Origin of the sequence: Nocardia sp. CA-145437 (assembly GCF_050956485.1) — a bacterium.
Lineage (GTDB): Bacteria > Actinomycetota > Actinomycetes > Mycobacteriales > Mycobacteriaceae > Nocardia.
This window is the reverse complement of record NZ_CP191204.1, coordinates 2,070,499-2,093,383: the sequence shown is the minus strand read 5'-3', so window position 1 is coordinate 2,093,383 and position 22,885 is coordinate 2,070,499. Positions and strand designations below refer to the sequence as shown.

The window sequence follows — 22,885 nt, the reverse complement described above, 5'->3', positions numbered from 1 at the left end:
CCGCCTAGCCCGACACCACCACGACGGTCACGGCCACCAGCAGCACCAGCGCCAACACGGCGAGCCCCAGCACCACCAACGCGGTGGCCTGCGAGGCTCCCACCCGCTGCCCGGCCGCCGGAATCACCGCCGGCCGCACCGGCCCCACCCCGAACGGTGGCGGCCCGTACCCCTGATGCCCCGGCATCCCCACCGGCCCGGACGCCCCCATCTCGCCGGCACCACTCGAAACCGGCTCGGCCACAACGAACTCCGTCGCAGGCGCGGGCCGCACCGCGCCACCGGCGGAGGGGTCCGCACCAGCGGGTACGAACGCCCCCGAATCCGGATGCCGCGACATCCCGCCCGCCTCGTCCCCGCCGCCGGTTACCGACTCGGGCGTGTCCTCGGCCTCGGCGCCGACCGAATCACCAGTGTGCGTCGCCGCGTCGCCACCCGTCGATCCGGAACCGTCCACCGCGCCGGTCGGCGAATCGGCCACCACCGCCTCGAGATCCGTCGAAACAGACGATTCCGACGCCGAATCGGCGGCAACGCCCCCACCAGCCGACTCCGCCCCATGCACCGCCTTCTCGACCTCCGTGCCGGAAGGCGTCGCCGAAACCACCGGCTGCGCAACGACATCGGTCGGCCGCTGCCACACCTCATCCCCCGACGGCTGCGGACGATACCTCGGCGCCGACCCGACCTGTTCGGCCACCACGGCGGGCCGCACGGCCACCGCAGGAGTCTGCGGCGCACCCGGGACTTGCTGCGCCGCTGGGTAACCGGCGCCGCCTGGCTGGGATGGGCCCTGAACCTGCGTCTCCGGCTGCCCCGGGACCTGCGGCGTGTACCCGAGGAAAGGCGGTGTACCGGCGGGCGCCGATTGCGGTGGCAGGGATGGACCGGCGGCAGCGGGCTCCGGCGCCTGGGGGTGCGGGCGAACGGTCGGGCCGGAACCGACCCGGTCAGCCTCGTGTGCCGCCGGGGGGACCGGTGTCCCGGCGGCCGGTTGGACCGGCGCGGGATACGCGGAGGGCACGGCCGGGGACGGCGGCGGCACCGGATAGGCGGGCCCTACCGGCGGAGGCAAGACGGGCTGGCCGGACTGCGCTTGCGGCGCGGGGTAATTGGGCGCCGCGGCCGGTTGCTGGGATGCCGGGTAGTTCGGTGCGACCGGAGGCTGGGCGGCGGCGGGTGGCGCGGGGTAGGGCTGTGGGTTCGGGGGGACCGCCGGGGGCGGGTAGGCGGCGGGCGGGGCCTGGTACGGCGGGGCGGGGTAGGGCTGGGCGTAGTTCGGTTGGGGGGCGGGCGGGTTGGGGTAGGCGGGGTGCTGGGCCGGGGGGCCGGAGAGGGCTCGGCGGGCGGCGTTGGCGAAGTCGGTGCAGGTGGGGAAACGGTCGGCGGGGCGTTTGGCCATGGCTTTGGTGAGGACGGCGTCCATGGCCGGGGAGAGGCCGGGGCGGCGGAGGCTGACCGGGGGCGGGAGGAGCTGGAGGTGGCCGCGGATCAGTTCGCCGGGGTGCGGGGAATCGAAGGGGCCCGCCCCGATCAGGAGCCAGTACAGGGCACAGGCCAGGGAGTACTGGTCGGTGGTGGGGTCGAGGTGGGCGCCGGTCATCTGTTCGGGCGAGGCGTAGGCCAGAGTGGCGGTGAACATCCCGGCCTGGGTGAGGTGGGTGGAGTCCTCCCGCAGGCGGGCAATGCCGAAGTCGGTGAGGAAGACGCGTTCACCGTGGCCGGCGACGGCGCGGGCCAGAATGATGTTGGCGGGCTTCACATCCCGGTGCAGGACGCCCATCCCGTGCGCGTAGTCCAGGGCGTCGGCGACGCCCTCGATCACCTGCACCGCGCGCTCCGGGGGCAGCGTGGCCACGTTCACGCCCGCCGCGTCGACCCCGTCCACGTACTGCATGGAGATCCACAGCATCTCGTTCTCGGTGCCGCGGTCGTACACCTCCACGATATTGGGGTGGTCCAGCCGCGCGACCAGATCCGCCTCGCGCTCGAAGCGGGCGCGGATCTCGGTGTCCGCGTACAGTTCCCGGTTCAGCAGCTTCAGTGCCGTCAGCTTGCCCAGGCGCGGATGCCGGGCCAGATACACCGAGCCCATCCCGCCCTGACCGAGCAGTCGTTCGATGGTGAACCCGGCGAACACGTCACCGCCATTCAGCACTGTCCACGACCCCCTTCCGGTGACGTACAAATCCGTGAGCCTACCCGCCGAAACGCTGTCGGGGCAGGTCAGCCGGGGGTCACCAGTCCGGATTCGTAGGCCAGCACCACCGCCTGCGCCCGATCGCGCAGGTTCAGTTTGGTGAACACCTTCGACACGTGCGTCTTCACGGTTTGTTCCGCCACGAACAGGCTTTCGGCGATCTCGGCATTGGACATGCCGCGCGCCACCAGTTCCAGCACCTCCCGCTCGCGCGGGGTGAGCACCGACAGCTGCGGGGCGGGCGCGCGCCGGGTCCGGCGGCTGGTGACGTCGGCGATGAGCCGGCGCGTCACGGTGGGCGCGAGCAGCGCGTCCCCGGCGGCCACCACTCGCACGGCGCGCACCAGTTCCTCGGCGGGCGCGTCCTTGAGCAGGAAGCCGCTCGCGCCGATGCCGAGCGCCTCGTACACGTAGTCGTCGATGTCGAAGGTGGTCAGCATGAGCACCCGCACCGGCGGGTCGAATCCGGCGTCGAGAATCACCTTGGCCGCGTCGAGCCCGTTCATCTCGGGCATGCGCACGTCCATGAGCACCACGTCCGGCCGCAGCCGTTTCGCTTCGGCCACAGCGGTTTTCCCGTCCGGAGCGTCACCGATCACGCTGATGTCGGGCTGCGCGGCCAGCAAGGCCCCGAACCCCTGCCGCACCATCGCCTGGTCGTCGGCGATCAACACGGTTATCGCCACAGTCCCACCTCACGCACGCAACCGAGTTTGCCATGCCGGGGGCGGAACGGCCGTCACGAAGACAACTTCGCACCCCGGCCGGGTAGGGACCTGGTTTACAGCGTGACGGGCGTGAGGGCGTTCAAGGGCAGCCGGGCGTGGACGTCGAAGCCGCCGTCGGACCGGGGTCCGGCGGTGAGCACGCCCCCGACCGCCGCCGCGCGGGTCTGCATGCCCGCGATACCGGAGCCCGCCGCGGCGGAGTGGTCGCCGGTGCGCACCGCGATCGGGCGATCATTGCCGACGGTCAGCGTGAGCTCGTGCGTGCAGGCGATGCGCACCCGCACCGCCGCGCCCGGCGCGTGCCGCGAGGCATTGGCCAGCGACTCCTGCACGATCCGGTACAGCGCCAGCCCGGTGGTCTCCGGCACCGCGCCGAGCTCGCCGTCGACGGTCCAGGTGAGCGGCACCCCGGCCCGTTGCGCGCCCTCCAGCAGGCCCGGCAGGTCGGCGGCGGAGGGCTGCGGCGCGTGCTCGGGCAGCTGCCCGTCGCTGCGCAGCACGCCCAGCATGCCGCGAATCTCGTTGAGCGCGGCCCGCGCACCCGTCCCGATGGATTCGAATTCGGCGCGGGCCTCGGCCGAGAGCCCGTCGATCCGGTACGGCGCGGTCTGCGCCTGCACCACCACCATCGACATGTGGTGGGCCACCACGTCGTGCAGGTCGCGGGCGATGCGCGCCTTCTCCTCCAGGATCGCGCGCCGGGCCCGCTCCAGCTCGGTCTCCTCCTCCGACTTCAGCAGCGCCCGCCGCGACAGCACCACCCACCGGATGAGCAGGCCGAACACCACCAGCCCGGTGATGGCCAGCGGCCAGCCGAAACCGGACTCGGCGAAACTGTCGCCGGTCTGAGCCATGGCGGTGGCGAACAGCAGCGAGGTCGACAGCCACACCACGCCCACGATCCGGATGGGCGCGCGCACCGCCACCGCGAACACCAGGGCGAACAGCGCCAGAATGTGCACCACCTGGAAGGGGATGGTGTTTCCCGGCTGATGCGGCACGGCCAGCGTGATCAGCAGCGCCGACCCGGCCGAAACCGCCCAGCCCAGTGGCGGATTCACCCGCACCAGCAGAATCGGGAACGCCGCGAACCCGGCGATGAACGGCGCCGCGGCCGCGGGCACCTTGTGGGTCAGATGCAGTGTCGGCCACGCCACCGCGATGAAGATGAGCGCGAGCAGCACCGTGAATCCGTCGAACCACTGCCGCGCCCGTGCCACCCGGGCCTGCCCTGACAACTTTCCACCCATGCCATCGACGGTAGAGACTCCGCCCGGCCCGCACGTCATACCCCTGAGTGATCTCCCACCCCTACCCCGGTACGACACCGGCACGGGTGTCCCCCGCACCGCCCACGACGCAACCGCCCCACAGGCTGACGCCCCGGTCGGAGGCCGATTCCTAGCGTCGATCCCCATGAGAGCGTTCCCGATTTCCCGCAGGAATTCGCCCCGTTCCCCCTCGTCCGTCCTCCCGTCACACGACTCCGCCGGGCTCCGCCGCTACGGCGCGCTCGCGGCGGCGGCCGCCGTCGTGTGCACGGTCGGCGTCGCGTTCGCCCCGGCCGCCGGCGCGGCGGCCGACCTGCCGCGCCGGCCCGAGAGCTCGTCGGCCCGAGCGAGCCTGCTGGAGTCGATCGCCGCGCGACCGAATTCCACCGCGATCCCCGACGACTTCGCGGCCGCGGCCGGGTACCGCCCCGTCGTCGAGGCGGGCATGCTCCTCGACCCGGAGGGTGACTGCTCCTCCCCCATCCCTCTCCCGGCCGAATTCGACCTGGCCTGCAAATCCCACGACCTCGGCTACGACCTGCTGCGCTACGCCGCCGCCCACGGCCAGCCGCTGGGTCCCTGGGCTCGCCGATCCGTGGACGCCGCGCTGGAACAGCGCATGCATGCCGCCTGCGCAGCCCGCGAGGACGCGATATCGCGCACCCGGTGCCAGGTCATGGCGACCATCGCCGCGACGGCCGTGGACCTGAATTCCATCCGCCAGAACTACGGAAGCCCCGTCTACGAGCCGTTCTTCGAGCACACCGGCGCGGGCCCCACGCCCGCCGCCCTCGGTGCGGCCGGAGCTGGAGTCGCCGGACTGGCGTCCGCGGCAACCGTTCTGGTGCGCCGTACCCGCTCCCGCCGTGGCACGGCGGCTCGGGAACGCGGCGTCGCGATCGCCGGTACCGCCTCGGCGGTGGCGCTGTGATCCCCGCCGGGCACGCCGCTCGTCGCGTGCGCCCCGAGCGGGTGCGTACGGATGCGACCGTCGCGCTACGGAAGTCGGGCGATCGCACCGGACCCACACCGGGCAACGCCCCGACGGGGAGAAATGGTGCTGCCGCGCGCCGGTCCGGTAGGGCATCGGGATGGACATGGTTCCACGCGCCACGGGTCGGGACGAGCGCTGCGATGGCGGGCGGGACGCTGGTGTCGCTGGCGCCGGGCTTGCTGCCGCGCACACCGTCGGCGCAGGCGATCGTGACCGCGCTGCTGGTGCTGACCGGACTGGCGGTGGCGGGGATCGTTCGGCTGGTGTTGCGCTGGACTCGGTTCGGGGTGGAGCGGCTGGTGCGGTGGCGGGTTCCGGTGGCCGTCGCGGGGACGGGGCTGGTCGGGGGTGCGATGGGGTATGCGGAGCATTGGCAGAACTCGCTGCGGAATGCCATGGGGGTCGGGGGTATCGGGCCGGGGTACTGGGTGCAGTGGCTGGCGTGGACGGTGCCGATCGTGGCGGTGGTGGTGGGTCTGGCGCACGGGGTGCGGTGGGTGGTGCGCCGGTTGGGGCGGGCGCGGAGCATCGCGGCGGGGGTGGCGCTGGGGGTGGCGGCGCAGCTGATGGTGGTGCCGAGTGTGGTGGAGTGGCGGCGGGCGGCGTACGCGGCGGCGGATTCGTTCGTGGATCCGGCGCTGGTGCAACCGGATTCACCGACCCGGTCGGGGAGTCCGGTGTCGATGGCGAGCTGGCCGTCGCTGGGGGCGCAGGGACGGCGGTTCGTGGCGGGGACGCCGGCGCGGGCGGTGCGGGTGTACGTCGGGTTGAGCTCGGCGGCGGGGCTGGAGGCGCGGGTGGCGCTGGCGGTGCGGGAGCTGGAGCGGACGGGTGGGTTCGAACGGCGGAATCTGGTGGTGACCGTGCCGACCGGGTCCGGGTGGATCGACAGCGATGCCGCCAAGGGACTGGACGCGCGGTTCGGCGGGGATGTGGCGCTGGTCGGATTGCAGTACTCGGACGCGCCCAGCTGGGTCACCTTCGTCTTCGGGCGCAATGCCGCCGAGGAGTCGGCGCGGGCCCTGTTCCGGGCTGTCGAACAACGGATCTCGACACTGCCGGATCCGCCGAAGCTCTACATCTACGGGCAGAGCCTGGGCGCGCTGGGCGGCAGCGCGGTGTTCACCGATGACGCCGACCTGGACCGCCGTACCTGCGGCGCGCTCTGGGCGGGTCCGCCGGGCGGCCAGGTGCGGCACGGGCGGGCGGCGGTGCTGGCCAATGCCTCCGATCCGGTGGTGCGCTGGTCGCCGTCCCTGCTGTGGCGCGCACCGGATCTCGCCGGCACCCGACCGGATGCTCCGGTCCCGCCGTGGTTTCCGGTGGTGAGCTTCCTGCAGACCTCCGCCGACCTGCTGGGCGCGCTGGACGCTCCGGCCGGTCACGGGCACCGTTACGGCGTCGACCAGGGCACGGTACTGCCGGGCTGCTGAGTCGGTTCGCGGACTTCGCGGGTGAAGTCCGCGACCAGCCGGTCGATGGCGGCGGCCGCGTCGAGCCGAGCCCGCCAGACCTCCGGGATGGCGTCCGCGCCCAGGCGGGCCCCGAGCAGCGCGCCGCAGATGGACCCGGTGGAATCACTGTCCCCGGAGTGGTTGACCGCCAGCAGCACGCCGTTGCGGAAGATCTCTTCCGGTGTGCCGCCGACGTTCTCGGCGCACACCGCCGCGCACACGGCCAGCGCGAGCGCCTCGGAGCCGATGACGCCGCTGCCCAGTCGTTCCAGCAGCCCGGGCGCGGGCATGGGCCGCCCCCGGAAGGCGACGGTGTCGGCCAGCCGCACGGCCGCGTCGAGCGCCTCGGAGGTCTCCTCGTGGTTCCGGTTCCGGACCAGCTGCGCGCGGGCCTGTTCCACCGCGGTCCGCACGTCCAGTCCCCGGCCCAGCCCGTACACGGTGGCCGCGAAGGTGCCCGCCGGCAGCCAGCCGCTCGGGTTGCCGTGGGTGAGGGCCGCCGCGTCGCAGGCCAATTCGAAGGCGTGCTCGAGCGACGGGGTGAATCCGCAGGGCGCGGAACGCACCACGGCCGCACAGCCCTTGGAGTCGTTGATCGGATGGTCGCGGGTGCCCAGCGGCGTGCCCGGCCGCTGCCGGGCGGCCGCGCGCAGCATGGCCGAGATGGTGGTCTGGGTGGGACCCCGGTAGGTCATCAGCTCCGGATACATGGTCAGCCCGCTCTGCAACGGCACCGGCTGTTCGGGCACCGCGGCCTGGCCCTGCCCGCGCAGCCACACCAGCAGGTTCTCCTGGATCATGCCGACGGCCGCGGCATTGCCGCGAGCCCGCACACGCGCGCTGCGGATCAGCGCCTCCATGGTGAACAGCGTCAGCTGGGTCTCGTCGGAGATGCGGCCCTTGTAGCCGCCGCCCTCACCGGTGACGCCCTGACTTCCGTAGCGCAGCTGGATGTTCCGCAGCAGCATGGTTTCGATCGGCGCGCCCAGCGCGTCCCCGATGGCGCCGCCGAACAGGCAGCCGCGCACGGTGTCCTCGCGGGGCAGCCGGTCGGCGGCCGCCGCGCGGGGCCGCCGGACCAGGGACACCGGTTCGGCGACCGTCTCCCATGCGGCCCGGGCGAATTCGTAGCAGGTCTCGTAGCGGTCGCGCGGGTCCTTGGACAACGCGCGCCGCAGCACCGTGTCCAGTTCGGCGGGCACGTCGCGCCGGAACTGGCTCGCCGGGGGCGGCGGGGACTGCAAGTGCCCGAGCATGACGGTCGCGATGTTCGGCGCGTCGAAGGGCCCGCGCCCGGTGAGCAGCCGGAACAGTGTGCAGGCCAAGGAGTACTGGTCCGAGCGCGGCCCCATGGGCGCGGAGGTCAGCTGCTCCGGGGAGGCGTAGGCGAGGGTGGCGTTGAGCATGCCGGTGCGGGTCAGGTGCGCGGTGTCGTCGAGCACCCGGGCGATGCCGAAGTCGCTGAGCAGGACCCGTTCGGCGAAGCCGGTGCCGATACCGCCGGAGCGCGACAGCAGCAGGTTGGCGGGCTTCACGTCGCGGTGCAGGACGCCGCGCGCGTGCGCGTAATCCAGTGCGGCCGCGGTCTGCACGATGATCTCGACCGCCCGGTCCGGGGGCAGGTCGAAGGGGTCGATGGACGCGCCGTCGACGCCGTCCACGTACTGCATGGCGATCCACAGCTGTTCACCCTCGTCGCCGCGGTCGAAGACGGTGATGATGTTGGGGTGGTCGAGCTGGGAGATCACATCGGCCTCACGCTCGAAGCGCTGCCGGGTCTCGTTGTCGCCGAACATCTCCCGGTGCAGCAGTTTGAGCGCGATCAGCCGCGGGAGCCGAGGGTGGCGGGCCGCGTAGACCGAACCCATTCCGCCACGGCCCACTTCGCGCTCGATCACGTAGCCCGCGAAGACTTCGCCGCGTCGCAACATCCCCTGACAAACCCTTCACACACGCCGAAACGCTGCCAGCCTACCGGTCGGGACCGACGCGTCGCAGGCAATGCCGGATCGGCCGGAAGGACCCGCCACCGCCGCGGACAGCGAACGGCCCCCGCCGGTCGACACCGGCGGGGGCCGAATTCGCTTGCGGGATCGGACCGATCAGGCGATCGGGCCGCGGGCCGCCTCGTAGGCCGCACCGACCCGGTACAGGCGGTCGTCGGCCAGCGCCGGGGCCATGATCTGCAGACCGACCGGGAGGCCGTCGTCCGCGCTGAGCCCGGACGGCACCGACATGGCGCAGTGCCCGGCCAGGTTGGTGGGCAGCGTGCACAGGTCCGAGAGGTACATGGCCAGCGGGTCGTTGACCTTCTCGCCCAGCTTCCACGGGGTGAACGGACTGGTCGGCGACACCAGCACGTCGACCGTCTCGTACGCCTTGTCGAAGTCCTGCGCGATCAGGTTGCGGACCTTGTTGGCCTGGCCGTAGTAGGCCTCGTAGTAGCCCGAGGACAGCGCGTAGGTGCCGATCATGATGCGGCGCTTGACCTCCGGGCCCAGTCCGGCCTCACGGGTCATGGACATGACCTGCTCGGCCGAGTGGGTGCCGTCGTCGCCGACGCGCAGGCCGTACCGCATGGCGTCGAAGCGCGCCAGGTTCGACGACACCTCCGACGGCAGGATCAGGTAGTAGGCGGGCAGCGCGTACTCGAAGTGCGGGCACGACACCTCGATCACCTCGGCGCCCAGCTCCTTCAGCTGCGCGACCGCGGCGTCGAAGGAGGCGAGGACGCCGGGCTGGTAGCTGTCGGAGTGAAGCTCGCGCACCACACCGACTTTCAGGCCCGACAGGTCGCCCTTGGCGCCCTCGCGGGCTGCGGCGACCACCGGCGGCACCGGCACGTTGCGGGAGGTGGAGTCACGCGGGTCGTACCCGGCGATGACCTCGTGCAGCAGCGCGGTGTCCAGCACGGTGCGACCGCACGGGCCACCCTGATCCAGCGAGGACGCGCAGGCGACCAGGCCGAAGCGGGACACGGTGCCGTAGGTCGGCTTGGTGCCGACGGTCGCGGTGACCGCGGCGGGCTGGCGGATCGAGCCGCCGGTGTCGGTGCCGATCGCCAGCGGAGCCTGGAAGGAGGCCAGCGCGGCGGCCGAGCCACCACCCGAGCCGCCCGGAATCCGTTCGGTGTCCCAGGGATTGCGGGTCGGGCCGTACGCCGAGTTCTCGGTCGACGAACCCATGGCGAACTCGTCCATGTTCGTCTTGCCGAGGATCGGGATGCCCGCCTCGCGCAGCTTGGTGGTCAGCGTCGCGTCGTAGGGCGACACCCAGCCCTCGAGCATCTTCGACCCACAGGTGGTCGGCATGTCGACGGTGGTGAAAACGTCCTTGAGCGCCAAGGGAACACCGGCCAGCGGCGAGGCCACGGTCCCGGCGGCGACCTGGCGGTCCACCTCGGCGGCGGTGACCAGCGCCTGCTCGCCCGCGACGTGCAGGAAGGCGTTGATCTCCCCGTCGACCTCGGCGATGCGGCGGATGTGGGCCTCGGTGACCTCGACCGAGGACACCTCGCGGGCGTGGATCTTGTCCGCGAGTTCCGCCGCGGACAGCTTGGTCAGGTCCGTCATTCGCCCTCTCCCAGAATCTGCGGAACCATGAACCGCTGCTCCTCGACGGCCGGGGCCATGGCGAGCGCCTCGTCCGGAGTCAGGCACGGGCGCGGCACATCCGGGCGCGTCACGTTGGTCTCCGGATTCGGGGATGCGGTGGCGGGCACATCGGCGGCGGCGACCTGCGAGATCTGTGCGACGTGGGTCAGGATGGAATCCAGCTGACCGGCGTACAGATCGAGTTCGTCGTCCGTCAAAGCGAGCCGGGACAGCCGGGCGAGGTGGGCTACCTCGTCCCTGGAGATGGCGGGCACCGCGGGACCCCTTTCGGCATGGTTCGAGCTAGGTGATTGGCCATCCGACAGCCTAGTGGGTTCACCTTCGGCCACCGGTCGCAGGTACGCGCCGGACCTGGCACCATCAATGTGTGACCCACCGGTAGGTGGCCCACGTCACAGCGGATGCTTCGATTCGATAACGGGCTCTCGAGGGTGTAAGTATTGCGGGACTCGGGTACCCGTCGGAAAGTTTCGGTCGCACAGTAAAGAAAGGAAGGCACGTGTCATACCTGCTTCGCGTGCAACTTCCGGATCGCCCAGGGAGTCTCGGATCGCTGGCGCTGGCACTGGGTTCCGTTGGCGCGGACATCCTCTCGCTGGATGTCGTCGAGCGCGGCGACGGCTTCGCGATCGACGACATCGTCGTCGAGGTGCCGACGGGCGCATTGCCCGACACCCTCATCACCGCCGCCGAATCACTGCACGATGTGCAAGTGGATTCGCTGCGGCCGTACTCGGGGATCCTCGACACCCACCGCGAACTCGAGCTCATCGACCAGGTCGCCAACGCACGCGACGACCGGTTGCAGGTGCTCGTCGACGGTGCGCCCCGGGTGCTGCGGGTCGGCTGGTCGACCGTGATCGACATGGGACCGCAGGGCGCCTACCGGGTGGTGGGCTCCCAGAGCGCGCCGTCCACACAGGCCGCCTCCGCACCGTGGATGCCCCTGGAGAAGCCGTCGGTGCTCGATGGCGACGCCGACTGGGTACCGGATCTATGGAAGGACATGGACACCAAACTGGCGGCCGCGCCACTCGGCAACACCGGCAAGGTGCTGTTGCTGGGCCGCCCGGGCGGACCGGACTTCCGGCCCTCGGAGGTGGCTCGACTGGGCTACCTGGCCGGCATCGTCGCGACCGTGCTGGGCTGAGCCACACCCCCTTTCACCTCGCGTTTCGCGCCCCTACCGGAGATCCGGTGGGGGCGTTTCGCATTGGCGGGCCGCTGCGCGCCTCCCGTTTCCTACGTAGGAACTCAGTAGATTCCCAGGTTTTATCTACTATTCACCTACGTAGATCATCTACGGTCTCACTTAGTAGATAAGGAACGGCCGAGACGCCGCGCAGAGAGGCAATGACGCCATGCAGCACGCCCATCGACCACGACCCCACCTCCGCCGCATCGGCCTGATCCTGGCCCCGCTGGCCGGCGCCACCGTGCTCGCCGCGGGACAGGCATCCGCCGAACCGTCCACGCACGGCGGCACGTCACCCGGATCCTCCGACCCGTCGCGGTCGTCCGGGGACCGCGGCAACCGGCCCGGCATCGTCACTCACGGCAACGACAACACCGGCATCCACGCCCGCGATCCGCTCGGCTTCCAGCACCGGGACACCAATCCCGTGCTCCAGAACCAGCATCCGCGCCAACCCGGCGCGGTCCGCCCGCCGAGCCCACTCCCGAACCGGGTGGGCGGCGGCGACCCGGCCACCTGGACACCCACCTGGAACCGGGACGGTTCCGGCTACACCGTCTGTCCCGCGCTCGCCAGCCACTGCTGACCACGCACCGAGACCAGGGAGCCACCATGCCTGCTTCGACGCCCCACCGACCCGCACCGACCACCTCGACCACCGAGCGCCCTACCTCGATCGCCGAGCGCTCCACCTCGATCCCCACCCGGCGCGGCTCGCGACGCTTCGGGCGGGCCGCCGCCGCGCCCATCGCCATCGCCGCCCTGGCCGTCGCCGGGCTGCCGCTCGCCGCGACCGCCGAGGCGGAAGCCGGCGAGCGCCGGGCCCGCGCCGGGTGTCTGTGGGCGGGAACGACTTACCCGCAGGACAGCACCGTCATCGCGGGCGGCACCAGCTTCCGGTGCGGCACCGACGCCGGGGCGCCGTATTGGTTCGCCGGTGCCGATACCGACCGGCCCGCCACGGTGCGGACTCCGGGCGCGACCGGCAGTCCGATCGGTCAATTCAGTCCGGGCGCACGGCAACCCGGCACCAGCTACACCGACTACTGCGTCGGCAATCAGCTGATCCCGGGCACCGACGACGTGTACCAGGTGGTCCGGCTGCCCGGGGACGTGCTGCTGTGGAAAGCCGCCGAACCCATCGCCGGATGGACCTTCGACGGCGCGCGGCCCACACCCACCTGGCGCACCGCGTCGCTCTGCATCGACGGCGTGCTGACCTGAGCCCCACCCGCGGGAGACATCCCCGCGGGCCCGCGAGGTTGGCCGACTCGGCCCGAACGGCCGAGCCGGTCCGCCGCGCCCGGTCCTATAGAGCGGGCGATTCGCGCAACTGACGGCGGAGCCGGAGTCAGTCCCCCGCCGCGACCTCGAACCGCATGACCGTGAGCGGCAGCCCCGAATCGGTGTGCCAATCGCGTTCCGGCACATGCGCGAAACCGAACCGGTCGTACATGCGGCGGGCGTCCTCCATGGTCGGCATGGTGGTGAGAACCACCGCGTCGAAGCCCTCGGCGCGGGCGGTCTCGATCACCCGCTCCAGCAGGGCGCGGCCGATGCCGAGGCCGCGGGCGCGCTTGGACACCGCGAGCATCCGGAACTCCAGCTCCCCGGGCCGGGCGATATCGGCGAACGGCGTGCCCGGCCGGGCCATGGTCAGGGAGCCGAGCAGCTCCCCGCCGCGCACGGCCACCAGGATCTCCGCCGACGCCGCGCGGGTGGCGGTGTCGGCGAGCTCCGCGACGTACAGGCTCTGGGGATTCACATGCCCCTCGCCCACGTACACCTCGACGGTCAGCTCACCGACCGCGGCGAAATCTTCGACCCCGGCATCCCGAATCACCACGGCGGCACCGTCCGCGCCCATCACCACAACTCCGTCCTCGATCGATCTCACACCGTCATCCCGCCGTCGCCCCGCATCTGAGCCCGGCATCCGCGCCCGGCCTCGAACACCCGCCGGTGCGGGCAGCGCACGAGCACGCACCGCACCGGCACCCGGAGGTCGCTACGAAACCGCCTCGGGGCCGCCCTCGAGGAGTTTGACGAAGCCCGCTTCGTCGAGGATCGGGACGCCGAGTTCCTCCGCCTTGTCGGCCTTGGAACCGGGCGAGTCGCCGATGACCACGAAAGCGGTCTTCTTGGAGACGGATCCGGCGGCCTTGCCGCCGCGAATCAGGATCGCTTCCTTCGCGCCGTCGCGGGTGAACGTCTGCAGCGAACCGGTCACCACGATGGACAGGCCCTCGAGGTTGCGTTCGATGGACTCGTCGCGCTCGTCCTCCATGCGGACACCGGCGGCGGCCCACTTGTCGACGATGTCGAGATGCCATGGCACGGTGAACCATTCGGTGACCGCGGCGGCGATGGTCGGGCCGACGCCGTCGGTGGCGGCCAGCTCCTCGGCCGAGGCCTCGCGGATGCGGTCCATACTGCCGAAGGCGGTGGCCAGGGCGCGGGCCGCGGTGGGACCCGCGTGCCGGATGGACAGGCCGACCAGCACGCGCCACAGCGGGCGATCCTTGGCGGACTCCAGATTCTCCAGCAGGCGTTTGCCGTTCTGCGACAGCGTGCCCGCCTTGTTGGTGAACAGGGTGGTGGTGAGCAGCGTCTCCTCGTCGAGCGCGAACAGGTCGCCCTCGTCGGCGATCGCGCCCGACTTGAGCAGGTCGATGGCGGCCTCGTAGCCCAGCGCCTCGATATCGAACGCGCCGCGCCCGGCCACGTGGAACACCCGCTCCCGCAGCTGCGCCGGGCAGTACTGCTGATTGGGGCAGCGGATGTCGGCGTCGCCCTCCTTGGCGGGGGCCAGCTCGGTGCCGCATTCGGGGCAGTGCGTGGGCATCACGAAGGCGCGCTCGGAGCCGTCGCGCGCGTCCACCACCGGGCCCAGCACCTCGGGAATCACGTCACCGGCCTTGCGGATGGTGACGGTGTCGCCGATGAGCACGCCCTTGCGCTGCACCTCCGAGGCATTGTGCAGCGTCGCCATGGCGACCGTGGAACCCGCCACCGTCACCGGCTGCATGACCGCGAACGGCGTAACCCGGCCCGTGCGACCGACATTCACCTGAATGTCGAGCAGCTTGGTGGTGGCCTCCTCCGGCGGATACTTGTAGGCGATGGCCCAGCGCGGCGCGCGCGACGTCGCGCCCAGGCGGCGCTGCAGGCTGAACTCGTCGACCTTGACGACCTGGCCGTCGATCTCGTGCTCGATGTCGTGGCGGTGCTCGCCCCAATAGTTGACGCGGTCGACCACCGCGTCCGCGCCCCGCACCCGCACCGTGTGCGCCGACACCGGCAGACCCCAGGCGGCCAGCGCGCTATACGCCTCGTGCTGCGACTCCGGCGCGAAACCCTCCAGGCGGCCGAAGCCGTGGCAGATCATGCGCAGCCGCCGCCGGGCCGTCACCGCCGGATCCTTCTGGCGCAGCGAGCCGGCCGCGGTATTGCGCGGATTCGCGTACGGCGGTTTGCCTTCCGCCACGATGGCGGCGTTGAGCGCCTCGAAGTCGGCCAGCGTCATGAACGCCTCACCGCGCACCTCGAGGAGCTTCGGCACCGGGAACTCGTCGCTGTGCACCAGCTCGTGCGGGATGTCCTCGATGGTGCGGGCATTGAGGGTGACGTCCTCACCGGTGCGGCCGTCGCCGCGGGTGGCGCCGCGCACCAGCTTGCCGTCCTCGTACACCAGGTTCAGCGCGACACCGTCGATCTTCACCTCGCACACGTAGTGCAGGTCGGCGCCGGCGTCGGCCTCCACCTTGGCGATCCACTGCCGCATCTCGTCCTCGTTGAACACATTGTCCAGCGAGTACATCCGCTCCAGGTGGTCGACCGGCGCGAACGCCGTCGTGAAGCCGCCCCCGACCAGCTGGGTCGGCGAGTCGGGAGTCCGCAGATCCGGATGCGACTCCTCGAGCGCCACCAGCCGGTTGAACAGCTCGTCGAACTCACCGTCGGTGATGATCGGCGCGTCCCGCACGTAGTAGCGGAACTGATGGTCGCGAACCTCCTCCGCCAGCCGCTGCCACTCGACCCGCTCGTCCCCGCTCGCCGCGGTGATCTCCTTGCCCGATTCGCTGCCCGATTCGCTCACAGAAGGCACTCTATCCCGCCCCACCGACAGGTTTGATCAAACATTCCCGCACGTCGAGCCGCATTCGCGCGGGACCGGAACGGCTCAGCGCCGAGTCGCCGCGAGCGCGTCGCGGCCCTCGCGCGCGACCGTTCGCGCTGTCGCGCAGCGTCATTCGCGGCCCGCCCGCGATCCGACCGCCACGTCCGAATAAGGTGAGTCGCATTTCCGACCCGCGACCGGCAGGATGTCCAGGGTGTTGCGTAGTTTTCAGGTGACGAACCATCGGTCCCTCGCCGAACCGCAGGAGCTGCGGCTGACCCGGGGTAGCGGACCGGTCGCCACGCCGGTCACCGCCGTGTACGGCGCGGCCGCCACCGGCAAGACCGGCCTCATCGACGCGCTCGACCGCATGCGCGACGCCGTGCTGAACTCGGTCACCGGGTGGGACCCGTACTCCGGTCCCGACCGCACCCCGCATCTCGGATTCTCGGATCGCCCTTCGGAATTCGTGGCCAACTTCGTCGGCGAGGGCTGCCCGTACACCTACGGATTCCGGCTCGACAATGCCGATGTGGCGGCGGAATGGCTGCACTCGCATCCGCACAATCGCAAGCGGGTGGTCTTCGAACGCGCCGGAGACGACATCCGGATCGGGCCCATGTTCGAGGCCGCCCGGTACGGCCTGGGTGCGGTGGTGCCGCTGGTGCGGCCGAACGCGCTGCTGCTCAGCCTGTCCGGGCAGCTGTACGCCGAACCGCTGGTGCCCGCCTACCGCTGGTTCCAGTCGCTGCTGGAAGTGCAGTGCGGGCAACCGGATCCGCAGGAGATCGCGCACCGCGTCGGCTCGCACATCTCGCGCTCCACCGATCACGCGGTGCGGCTGCTGACCCTGCTGCGCGGCGCCGACCTGGGCATCACCGATCTGCTGCTGCCCTCGGACGATCCCATGTACGCCGACTACCTGCGTGACCTGGACACCGACATCTCGTCCACCACAAAGGAAATCGAGAACTGCACGGTGTCGGCCAACTACGCCGAGGAGATGTTTCTCGAGCACGGCATCACCGTCACCCTGCTGCAGCGCGAACTGGCCAACCTCTACGCCGCCCGCGACGCCCTGTACTCCCGCATGGTGGCCCGTCGGGGCGTCGGCCTGGGTCTCACCCACGAGGGCATCGAGACCGCCTTCGACATCGCCGACGAGTCCAGCGCCACCCTGGCCATGCTGCGCCTGCTCCCGCCCATGCTGGACGCCCTCGACACCGGCGGCGTGCTGGCGGTCGACGATATCGACGCCGCCCTCACCCCCGAGACCGCCGACAGCCTCATCCAGCTGTTCCAGAACCCCGAAACCAATACCCAGGGCGCGCAATTGGTGTTCACCACCGCCAACCGCACCCTGATCGACCGCGGCAACGGCCGCTCCCAGTCCAAGCGCACCACGGTCTGGCAGCTCCGCCGCCACCACGGCGTGTCCGAACTCACCGCCCACTAGCCGCGCCCGGGGCCGGACGCGACGCCGCCTAGCATGGACTCCATGCTCATCCAGCTCGCGTTCGTCCTGCTGATCGGCGGCGCTCTGGCCGCGACCGTGATGTACTACCGCCGCGCCAACGGCGGCGGCGCCCGCGCCCTGCCCGGCTTCGGCGCCCCCGCCGAACTCGAATCCGGCACCCTGCACGTCACCGGCGTGAGCCCCCGCCCGGCCGAACCCGGCGAGCAGTACGTCACCATCAGCGGCAGCATCTCCGGCCCGACCGTGGTGGCCCACGAGGTCTACGGCCGCTTCGCCTGGGACGTCAACCAGTGGCCGTCGATCGGCGACCGGATCCCCGTCGCCTATCCCACCGGCAAGCCCGACAAATGGCAGCTCGGCCACCCGGGCGCCCGCCCCTACTTCGGCTCGAAGCGGCCGAAGGATCAGGGCTGATCCTCCGGCCACGCGGTGATCGTCAGCGGCGGACAGCCGCGATATTGCCGATGCGGGGGTCGAGGGGACCGACCGGGCGGTCGAGGTGGGCCGTCATATCGTTCCAGCTGCGGAACTCGGTGGACCAGCCGAGAGAATCGAGCCAGGACCGGACGTCGAAGTCCTGGGATATGGCGATGGGGGCCGGGTCAGAGGCGTGGTCACCGGCGACCAGGTGGCGGAGGTCGCGGTACTGCGGAGCGTCGGGGTCGACGACGTAGCGGGCCGCGCCGAAGCGGCTGCCGGGGGCGGAGAGGTCGGTGAGGGTGCGGACCACGCGCTGGTTCCAGTCCTGGTTCAGATAGCCGAGCGAGCCCTCGTCCACCCAGTAGGTGGGGACGCTCGGGGCGAAACCGGCTGCCAGCAAGGGGGTTCGCCAGTCGTCGCGGAGGTCGGAGACGACCACGTGGCGGTGGCAGGCGGGAGTGGCGGGGAGGGTCGCGAGGACGGGCTCCTTGAAGGCGAAGAGTTCCGGGAGATCGATCTCGAACACGTGGGTTCCGGGCGGGAGGGGCATGCGGTAGGCGCGCGTGTCCAAACCGGCTCCCAATAGGACGATTTGGGCGCAGCCCGCGGTGATCGCCGCACGGAATCGCTCGTCGACCAGGTGCACGCCGACGGTGCGGCCCTCGTAGAACTGGTCGGCCACGGCCTCCACGCGGGCCCAACGGTCCGGATCGAAACCCGTGCGGGCGGCGGCCACGAAGGCCGCGGCCTGCGGGTCGTCGTAGAGGCGGTCGGGACGTTCGGACTCCCGCGCCCGGATGACGGCCACCCCGATCGCCGTCATGGCCACGCCGTCGACCGGCACTTTCGCTGCTGATTCGGTCATGTCACTACTCCCCGCGAGTGAATTAACTTGCCGCCCGGCTAGGTATCTGGCGGTGAGCAAGACGCTAGGCTTTCACCTAGCCGGGCGTCAAGCAAAATGGCGGGCAAGCACAACGAAGGGATTCGATGGACGGGCGTCGTAGTGACACGCGGGAGCGGATTCGGGCCGTCGCCATGGAGCTGTTCTCGGAGCGCGGATACGAGAAGACCTCGTTGCGGGAGATCGCCGAACGCCTGGGAGTCACGAAAGCCGCGCTGTACTACCACTTCCGGACCAAGGAAGACATCGTCGCCAGTCTGTCGGAGGATCTGCGGGGCGGCATCGACGAGATCGTGACCTGGTCCGAGGGCGCGCCCGAGGGGCGGGAGCGAGCCCGGGCGATCGTGATCCGGTACGGGGCGCTGCTGCACAGTCTCGGCAAGGACATGATCCGGTTCTGGCACGAGAATCAGCCCGCGTTCCGGGACCTCGGGTTCGGGACGAGCCTGCGCTACCAGTTCCGGGTGCTGGCGGACCTGATGAGCGCGCCGAGCCGGGAGCCGCTGACCGTGTTCCACGCCCGGCAGGCGCTCCTGGCCATCAGCTGGAGCCTGTCCATGATGGGGGACCTGGAGCTGTCCGACGAGGAGAGCAACGCGGCGGCGGTGGCCATCGCACTCGACATCGTCGAGCGGATGTAGCGGCTACTCGAAGCTGAGGGCCTCGGGCTCGTCGGCGTAGGCGCGGGCGGTCTCCGCGGCCAGGCTCACCGCGCGGCGGGCCCAGGACAGGGAGGCGCCGGCCAGGCCACAGGCCGGGGAGACCAGGATCTGGTCGGCGAGCAGGCGGCGAGGAAAGCCGAGACGGTCGATCAGGCGCACACCGGGTTCGGCGATGTCACGCCAGGTGACCGGCTTGGCCGGTTCGGCGGTGGGGACCAGGCCGAGGACCAGATGCTTTCCGGCGTCCAGCAATTCGCCGATGCGGTCCAGGTCGCGGGTGCCGATGGCGGCCAGGTCGAACCCGATCGCGCTCGCGGCGGACGTGCGGAGGAAGCCGAGGGCGGGGCGGTCGGCGCAGGAGTGGATCAGGACCGGGACCGACTGCCGCGCGGCGACGGCGTCGAGGACGTGCAGGGCCTCGGGTTCGGGCATGGCGCGCACCGTGTTCAGGACGCTCACGCCCTTCAGCGTCCCGTTCAGGACAGCCGTCAGGTGCGGTTCGTCGATCTGGAGGATCACCGGGGTGCCGAGCCGCTTGGCGACCTCGACGACATGGTTGGCGACCCCCTCGGCCAGGGATTCCGAAAGGTCGCGCAGCGCACCGGAATCGGTGAGGATGCGATGCCCACCGGGCAGTTCGACCTCCGCGGCCACCGACAGCGGGCCCGCCACCTGCACCTTCACCGGATGACCGGAGCCGGCCAAACCACCGGTCTCCCACGCCTCTTCGAGCGCGTCCAGATCGGTGCGCAACAGGTCGTTGGCGCGCCGCGAGACCGCGCCGGGCCGCGCGCCCAGCCGGTACCCGCGGGTGGTGCTGTCGAACTGCATGTCCACCAGCAGCCCGGACACCCGCCCGATCATGTCCGCGCCCAAGCCGCGGGCCGGCAGCTCGACCAGGTGCGGCAGCCGACCCAGCTCCCCCACCACGGTCGCCGCCGCCTCGCGCGGGTCGGCGCCCGGCCACGAACCGACGCCGGTCGCGATACCGCCGGGCAGCGCGAAGGCGTTGTCACTCACCGGCATCGCCGCGATCGGTCTTCCCGCTCGAGTTCGTGTACCAGTCCCAGCAGGTCGTATTGACGAACCAGTCCCAGGTCTTGCCCGCGGTGCCCTCGGCGGGTGCGCCGGTGGGGACGCGACCGCGTTCGGCGTAGGGGGCGACCCGGACGGTCACGGCGCGCTTGCGCCCGGAATGGTCGGGGTTGCGGTCCGACGAGGGTCCGGTCCCGGCGTCGTGCGGGCCCTCGGGGCCGGGTTGCGCTTCGCCGGGCTGGAATTCGCCGGTATCGGCGCGGGCGGGCTGCCCCACCGGGTCGGCCGAGGCCCGATTGGCGCCCTTGCCGAGCCGGACCTTGCCGGGGCCGCGTTTGGGCCGCAGACCGGCCGGTTGCGCCAGACCGGTGCGCCACACGATCCGGCCACCGAGAACGGGCCGGATCTGTCGTGCCACATATGACTTCGCGCCGCTGCGCGAGGGACGGTCGCTCACCGGGCGCTATCCGAGACCAGTTCGCTTGCGTACGAGTGCGGTTCGCGTTCGGTGCCGGAGATGGTGCCGCTGCCCAGCACCTCGTCACCGTCGGTGTCGGGGCGGTAGAGGACCACGGCCTGGCCGCGGGCCACCCCGGTCAGCGGCTCTCGCAGCCGCACCACCAGGCCACCGTCGACGGCCTCGGCGACCGCGGGGGCGGTGCCGCCGTGGGCCCGCACCTGGGCGACGCAGTCGATGGGGCCGGAAGGGGTTTCGCCGGACGTCCAGATGGCGCGGTCGGCGAGCACCGTCCACACCTCCAGGTCCTTGGCCGAACCCACGTGCACGTCGCCGGTGTCGGGGTCGATGCCGGTGACGTAGCGCGGCTTGCCGTCGGCGGCCGGGCCGGGCAGGCCCAGACCCTTGCGCTGGCCGATGGTGAACCCGTGCACGCCCTCGTGGTCGGCGAGCTTGGTGCCGTCGGCGTCGAGCACCGCGCCCGGGCGGATGCCGATCTTCGCGCCCAGGAAGGCCTGGGTGTCACCGGAGGGGATGAAGCAGATGTCGTGGCTGTCGGGCTTGTTGGCGACGGCCAGCCCGCGCTCGGCGGCCTCGGCGCGGATCTGCGGCTTCGGGGTGTCGCCGACCGGGAACATGGCGCGCGACAGCTGATCCGCGGTCAGCACGGCCAGCACGTAGGACTGATCCTTGTCCGCGTCCACGGCCCGGCGCAGCACGCCGTCCGCCAAGCGGGCGTAGTGCCCGGTGACGACGGCGTCGAAGCCGAGCGCCGCCGCGCGGTCGGCCAGCGCCGAGAACTTGATCTTCTCGTTGCAGCGCAGGCACGGGTTGGGGGTCTCGCCGGCGGCGTACGCGGCGACGAAGTCGTCGATCACGTCCTCCTTGAACCGGTCCGCGAAATCCCAGACGTAGAACGGGATTCCGAGCACGTCGGCCGCCCGCCGGGCGTCACCGGCGTCCTCCTTCGAGCAGCAGCCGCGCGACCCGGTGCGTAGCGTGCCCGGGCTCGCCGACAGCGCCAGGTGCACGCCGACCACCTCGTGTCCGGCGTCCACGGCGCGGGCGGCCGCCACGGCGGAATCCACGCCACCACTCATCGCGGCAAGTACTCGCATCTAGAAGCCTCCCTTCGCTCCGGCCAGTCCGGCCGCCTTCGCCCGCTCGACCACCTGCGGCAGCGCGGCCAGTAGGGCGTCGATATCGGCGTCGGTCGAATTGTGTCCCAATGAGAATCGCAGAGATCCACGCGCGCGGCCCGGTTCCACGCCCATGGCCAGCAGCACATGGGAGGGTCCGGCGACTCCGGCATTGCACGCGGATCCGGTCGAGCATTCGATCCCGGCGGCGTCGAGCAGCATCAGCAGCGAGTCGCCCTCGCAGCCCGGGAACGTGAAGTGGGCGTTGCCCGGCAGCCGCCGCTCACCGGTACCCCCGTTGAGCACCGCGTCCGGCACGACGGCGCGCACACCGTCGATGAGCCGGTCCCGCAGCCGCTCCAATTCCACCGCGCGCAGCTCCAGGCCCGCCACGGTCTCACGGAGGGCGGCCGCCAGGCTCACCGCCGCGGGCACGTCCGAGGTGCCCGAGCGCAGATCCCGCTCGTGCCCGCCGCCGTGCAGCAGCGGCACCGCCGGCACCTGCCGGCCCAGCAGCAGTACCCCGACCCCGTGCGGCCCGCCGACCTTGTGCCCGGCGAAACTGGCCGCCGCCAGCCCGCTGGCCGCGAAATCGATGGGCAGCTGGGCGGCCGCCTGCACCGCGTCGCTGTGCATCGGCACGTCGAACTCCTGCGCCACCGCGGCCAACTCCGGGATCGGCTGGATCGTCCCGACCTCGTTATTGGCCCACATGACACTGACCAGCGCCGTCTCCTCGGCGTGCTCGGCCAGCGCGGCCCGCAGCGTGCGCGGCGACACGACGCCCTCGGCGTCGCATTCCAGCCACGTGATCCGCGCGCCCTCGTGCTGTTCGAGCCACTCCACGGTGTCCAGCACCGCGTGATGCTCGACCGCGCTCACCAGGATCCGGTTCCGCTTCGGGTCGGCGTCACGGCGCGCCCAGTAGATCCCCTTGACGGCGAGATTGTCGCTCTCGGTCCCGCCCGAGGTGAAGATCACCTCCGAGGGCCGCGCCCCCAGCCCCGCCGCGATCGACTCCCGAGCCTCCTCGAGCAGCCGCCGGGCGGCCCGTCCCGACCCGTGCAGCGACGAGGCGTTCCCCGTCACCCCCAGCGCAGCACACATGGCCTCGACCGCGACCGGGAACATCGGGGTAGTCGCCGCGTGATCGAGGTAGACCGTCTGGGCACCGACCGGACCCGGGAAAGCCGACTTCATGACCGTCCAAGGATA

21 protein-coding genes are annotated in these 22,885 nt (G+C 71.4%); 8 read left to right on the top strand and 13 right to left on the bottom strand.

The window, feature by feature from the left end; translation table 11 throughout:
* Nucleotides 1–4: 4 nt before the first annotated feature.
* From ACQPYY_RS09225 to ACQPYY_RS09215, 3 genes are all read right to left on the bottom strand, one after another.
* Nucleotides 5–2,158 carry a protein kinase domain-containing protein gene (locus tag ACQPYY_RS09225; protein WP_433593428.1) on the bottom strand — a complete coding sequence of 718 codons (2,154 nt, stop codon included), beginning with the start codon at nt 2,156–2,158 and terminating at the stop codon, nt 5–7.
* Between the two features lie 68 nt (nt 2,159–2,226).
* A complete protein-coding gene (locus ACQPYY_RS09220) occupies nt 2,227–2,886 on the bottom strand; it encodes a response regulator (RefSeq protein WP_433593427.1) in 660 nt (219 codons plus the stop codon).
* Between the two features lie 95 nt (nt 2,887–2,981).
* Nucleotides 2,982–4,178, bottom strand: a complete 1,197-nt coding sequence (locus tag ACQPYY_RS09215) for a sensor histidine kinase (protein ID WP_379101602.1) — start codon at nt 4,176–4,178, stop codon at nt 2,982–2,984.
* 166 nt (nt 4,179–4,344) lie between these two features.
* Between ACQPYY_RS09215 and ACQPYY_RS09210 the strand changes: the two genes are divergently transcribed.
* Nucleotides 4,345–5,130 (top strand): hypothetical protein, encoded by a 786-nt coding sequence (locus ACQPYY_RS09210; protein ID WP_433593426.1) that lies wholly within the window; start codon nt 4,345–4,347, stop codon nt 5,128–5,130.
* A gap of 203 nt (nt 5,131–5,333) precedes the next feature.
* Nucleotides 5,334–6,626 carry an alpha/beta-hydrolase family protein gene (locus ACQPYY_RS09205; protein ID WP_433593425.1) on the top strand — a complete coding sequence of 431 codons (1,293 nt, stop codon included), beginning with the start codon at nt 5,334–5,336 and terminating at the stop codon, nt 6,624–6,626.
* On the opposite strand, the gene ACQPYY_RS09200 is transcribed toward ACQPYY_RS09205, so the two are convergent.
* The 3 genes from ACQPYY_RS09200 to gatC all read right to left on the bottom strand — a co-directional run bounded on the left by ACQPYY_RS09200 (nt 6,587) and on the right by gatC (nt 10,515).
* Nucleotides 6,587–8,578 (bottom strand): ADP-ribosylglycohydrolase family protein, encoded by a 1,992-nt coding sequence (locus ACQPYY_RS09200; RefSeq protein ID WP_433593424.1) that lies wholly within the window; start codon nt 8,576–8,578, stop codon nt 6,587–6,589. The genes ACQPYY_RS09205 and ACQPYY_RS09200 overlap by 40 nt on opposite strands.
* A 171-nt stretch (nt 8,579–8,749) precedes the next feature.
* On the bottom strand, nt 8,750–10,219 hold the full coding sequence (gene gatA, locus ACQPYY_RS09195) for an Asp-tRNA(Asn)/Glu-tRNA(Gln) amidotransferase subunit GatA (RefSeq protein WP_433593423.1): 1,470 nt from the start codon (nt 10,217–10,219) through the stop codon (nt 8,750–8,752).
* Entirely contained in the window at nt 10,216–10,515 is a 300-nt protein-coding gene (gatC, locus tag ACQPYY_RS09190) for an Asp-tRNA(Asn)/Glu-tRNA(Gln) amidotransferase subunit GatC (protein WP_357096144.1), read from the bottom strand. Before gatC ends, gatA begins: the two co-directional genes overlap by 4 nt.
* Before the next feature lie 245 nt (nt 10,516–10,760).
* Here gatC and ACQPYY_RS09185 point away from each other — a divergent pair, with 245 nt between their 5' ends.
* The 3 genes from ACQPYY_RS09185 (at nt 10,761) to ACQPYY_RS09175 (ending at nt 12,680) form a co-directional block, all read left to right on the top strand.
* Complete coding sequence (locus ACQPYY_RS09185) at nt 10,761–11,411, top strand: amino acid-binding protein (protein WP_357096145.1); 651 nt, start codon at nt 10,761–10,763, stop codon at nt 11,409–11,411.
* Between the two features lie 211 nt (nt 11,412–11,622).
* Nucleotides 11,623–12,042 carry a hypothetical protein gene (locus ACQPYY_RS09180; protein ID WP_433593422.1) on the top strand — a complete coding sequence of 140 codons (420 nt, stop codon included), beginning with the start codon at nt 11,623–11,625 and terminating at the stop codon, nt 12,040–12,042.
* A gap of 26 nt (nt 12,043–12,068) precedes the next feature.
* Entirely contained in the window at nt 12,069–12,680 is a 612-nt protein-coding gene (locus ACQPYY_RS09175; protein WP_433593421.1) for a hypothetical protein, read from the top strand.
* Between the two features lie 127 nt (nt 12,681–12,807).
* Here ACQPYY_RS09175 and ACQPYY_RS09170 read toward each other — a convergent pair whose 3' ends face one another.
* Nucleotides 12,808–13,323, bottom strand: a complete 516-nt coding sequence (locus ACQPYY_RS09170) for a GNAT family N-acetyltransferase (protein WP_433594603.1) — start codon at nt 13,321–13,323, stop codon at nt 12,808–12,810.
* A gap of 141 nt (nt 13,324–13,464) precedes the next feature.
* Nucleotides 13,465–15,522 (bottom strand): NAD-dependent DNA ligase LigA, encoded by a 2,058-nt coding sequence (ligA, locus tag ACQPYY_RS09165; RefSeq protein ID WP_433594602.1) that lies wholly within the window; start codon nt 15,520–15,522, stop codon nt 13,465–13,467.
* Nucleotides 15,523–15,790: 268 nt separating this feature from the next.
* On the opposite strand from ligA, the gene ACQPYY_RS09160 reads away from it, so the two are divergent.
* On the top strand, nt 15,791–17,032 hold the full coding sequence (locus ACQPYY_RS09160; RefSeq protein ID WP_433593420.1) for an AAA family ATPase: 1,242 nt from the start codon (nt 15,791–15,793) through the stop codon (nt 17,030–17,032).
* Between the two features lie 99 nt (nt 17,033–17,131).
* A complete protein-coding gene (locus ACQPYY_RS09155; RefSeq protein ID WP_379102180.1) occupies nt 17,132–17,467 on the top strand; it encodes a hypothetical protein in 336 nt (111 codons plus the stop codon).
* 22 nt (nt 17,468–17,489) lie between these two features.
* Here ACQPYY_RS09155 and ACQPYY_RS09150 read toward each other — a convergent pair whose 3' ends face one another.
* On the bottom strand, nt 17,490–18,338 hold the full coding sequence (locus ACQPYY_RS09150; protein ID WP_433593419.1) for an SAM-dependent methyltransferase: 849 nt from the start codon (nt 18,336–18,338) through the stop codon (nt 17,490–17,492).
* A 125-nt stretch (nt 18,339–18,463) separates the two neighbouring features.
* Here ACQPYY_RS09150 and ACQPYY_RS09145 point away from each other — a divergent pair, with 125 nt between their 5' ends.
* Nucleotides 18,464–19,018, top strand: a complete 555-nt coding sequence (locus ACQPYY_RS09145; RefSeq protein WP_433593418.1) for a TetR/AcrR family transcriptional regulator — start codon at nt 18,464–18,466, stop codon at nt 19,016–19,018.
* Nucleotides 19,019–19,021: 3 nt separating this feature from the next.
* Here ACQPYY_RS09145 and ACQPYY_RS09140 read toward each other — a convergent pair whose 3' ends face one another.
* From ACQPYY_RS09140 to ACQPYY_RS09125, 4 genes are read right to left on the bottom strand one after another with little or no spacing between them, the layout of a single operon-like run.
* The gene (locus tag ACQPYY_RS09140) at nt 19,022–20,065 is read right to left on the bottom strand and encodes a methionine synthase (protein WP_433593417.1); all 1,044 of its coding nucleotides are present in this window, start codon (nt 20,063–20,065) and stop codon (nt 19,022–19,024) included.
* Nucleotides 20,052–20,492, bottom strand: coding sequence for a hypothetical protein (locus ACQPYY_RS09135; RefSeq protein ID WP_433593416.1), 441 nt, complete (start codon nt 20,490–20,492; stop codon nt 20,052–20,054). The genes ACQPYY_RS09140 and ACQPYY_RS09135 overlap by 14 nt, the downstream gene beginning before the upstream one ends.
* Before the next feature lie 35 nt (nt 20,493–20,527).
* Entirely contained in the window at nt 20,528–21,649 is a 1,122-nt protein-coding gene (gene mnmA, locus ACQPYY_RS09130) for a tRNA 2-thiouridine(34) synthase MnmA (protein WP_379101574.1), read from the bottom strand.
* Nucleotides 21,650–22,870, bottom strand: coding sequence for a cysteine desulfurase family protein (locus tag ACQPYY_RS09125; RefSeq protein WP_433593415.1), 1,221 nt, complete (start codon nt 22,868–22,870; stop codon nt 21,650–21,652).
* Nucleotides 22,871–22,885 lie beyond the last annotated feature (15 nt).

Coding starts and splice junctions, on each gene's coding strand:
- ACQPYY_RS09175 (WP_433593421.1), top strand. CDS start 12,069: ATGCCTGCTTCGACGCCCCACCGACCCGCACCGACCACCTCGACCACC.
- ACQPYY_RS09180 (WP_433593422.1), top strand. CDS start 11,623: ATGCAGCACGCCCATCGACCACGACCCCACCTCCGCCGCATCGGCCTG.
- gatA (WP_433593423.1), bottom strand. CDS start 10,219: ATGACGGACCTGACCAAGCTGTCCGCGGCGGAACTCGCGGACAAGATC.
- ACQPYY_RS09150 (WP_433593419.1), bottom strand. CDS start 18,338: ATGACCGAATCAGCAGCGAAAGTGCCGGTCGACGGCGTGGCCATGACG.
- ACQPYY_RS09210 (WP_433593426.1), top strand. CDS start 4,345: ATGAGAGCGTTCCCGATTTCCCGCAGGAATTCGCCCCGTTCCCCCTCG.
- ACQPYY_RS09170 (WP_433594603.1), bottom strand. CDS start 13,323: ATGGGCGCGGACGGTGCCGCCGTGGTGATTCGGGATGCCGGGGTCGAA.
- ACQPYY_RS09155 (WP_379102180.1), top strand. CDS start 17,132: ATGTACTACCGCCGCGCCAACGGCGGCGGCGCCCGCGCCCTGCCCGGC.
- ACQPYY_RS09215 (WP_379101602.1), bottom strand. CDS start 4,178: ATGGGTGGAAAGTTGTCAGGGCAGGCCCGGGTGGCACGGGCGCGGCAG.
- ACQPYY_RS09205 (WP_433593425.1), top strand. CDS start 5,334: ATGGCGGGCGGGACGCTGGTGTCGCTGGCGCCGGGCTTGCTGCCGCGC.
- ACQPYY_RS09140 (WP_433593417.1), bottom strand. CDS start 20,065: ATGCCGGTGAGTGACAACGCCTTCGCGCTGCCCGGCGGTATCGCGACC.
- mnmA (WP_379101574.1), bottom strand. CDS start 21,649: ATGCGAGTACTTGCCGCGATGAGTGGTGGCGTGGATTCCGCCGTGGCG.
- ACQPYY_RS09125 (WP_433593415.1), bottom strand. CDS start 22,870: ATGAAGTCGGCTTTCCCGGGTCCGGTCGGTGCCCAGACGGTCTACCTC.
- ACQPYY_RS09200 (WP_433593424.1), bottom strand. CDS start 8,578: ATGTTGCGACGCGGCGAAGTCTTCGCGGGCTACGTGATCGAGCGCGAA.
- ACQPYY_RS09145 (WP_433593418.1), top strand. CDS start 18,464: ATGGACGGGCGTCGTAGTGACACGCGGGAGCGGATTCGGGCCGTCGCC.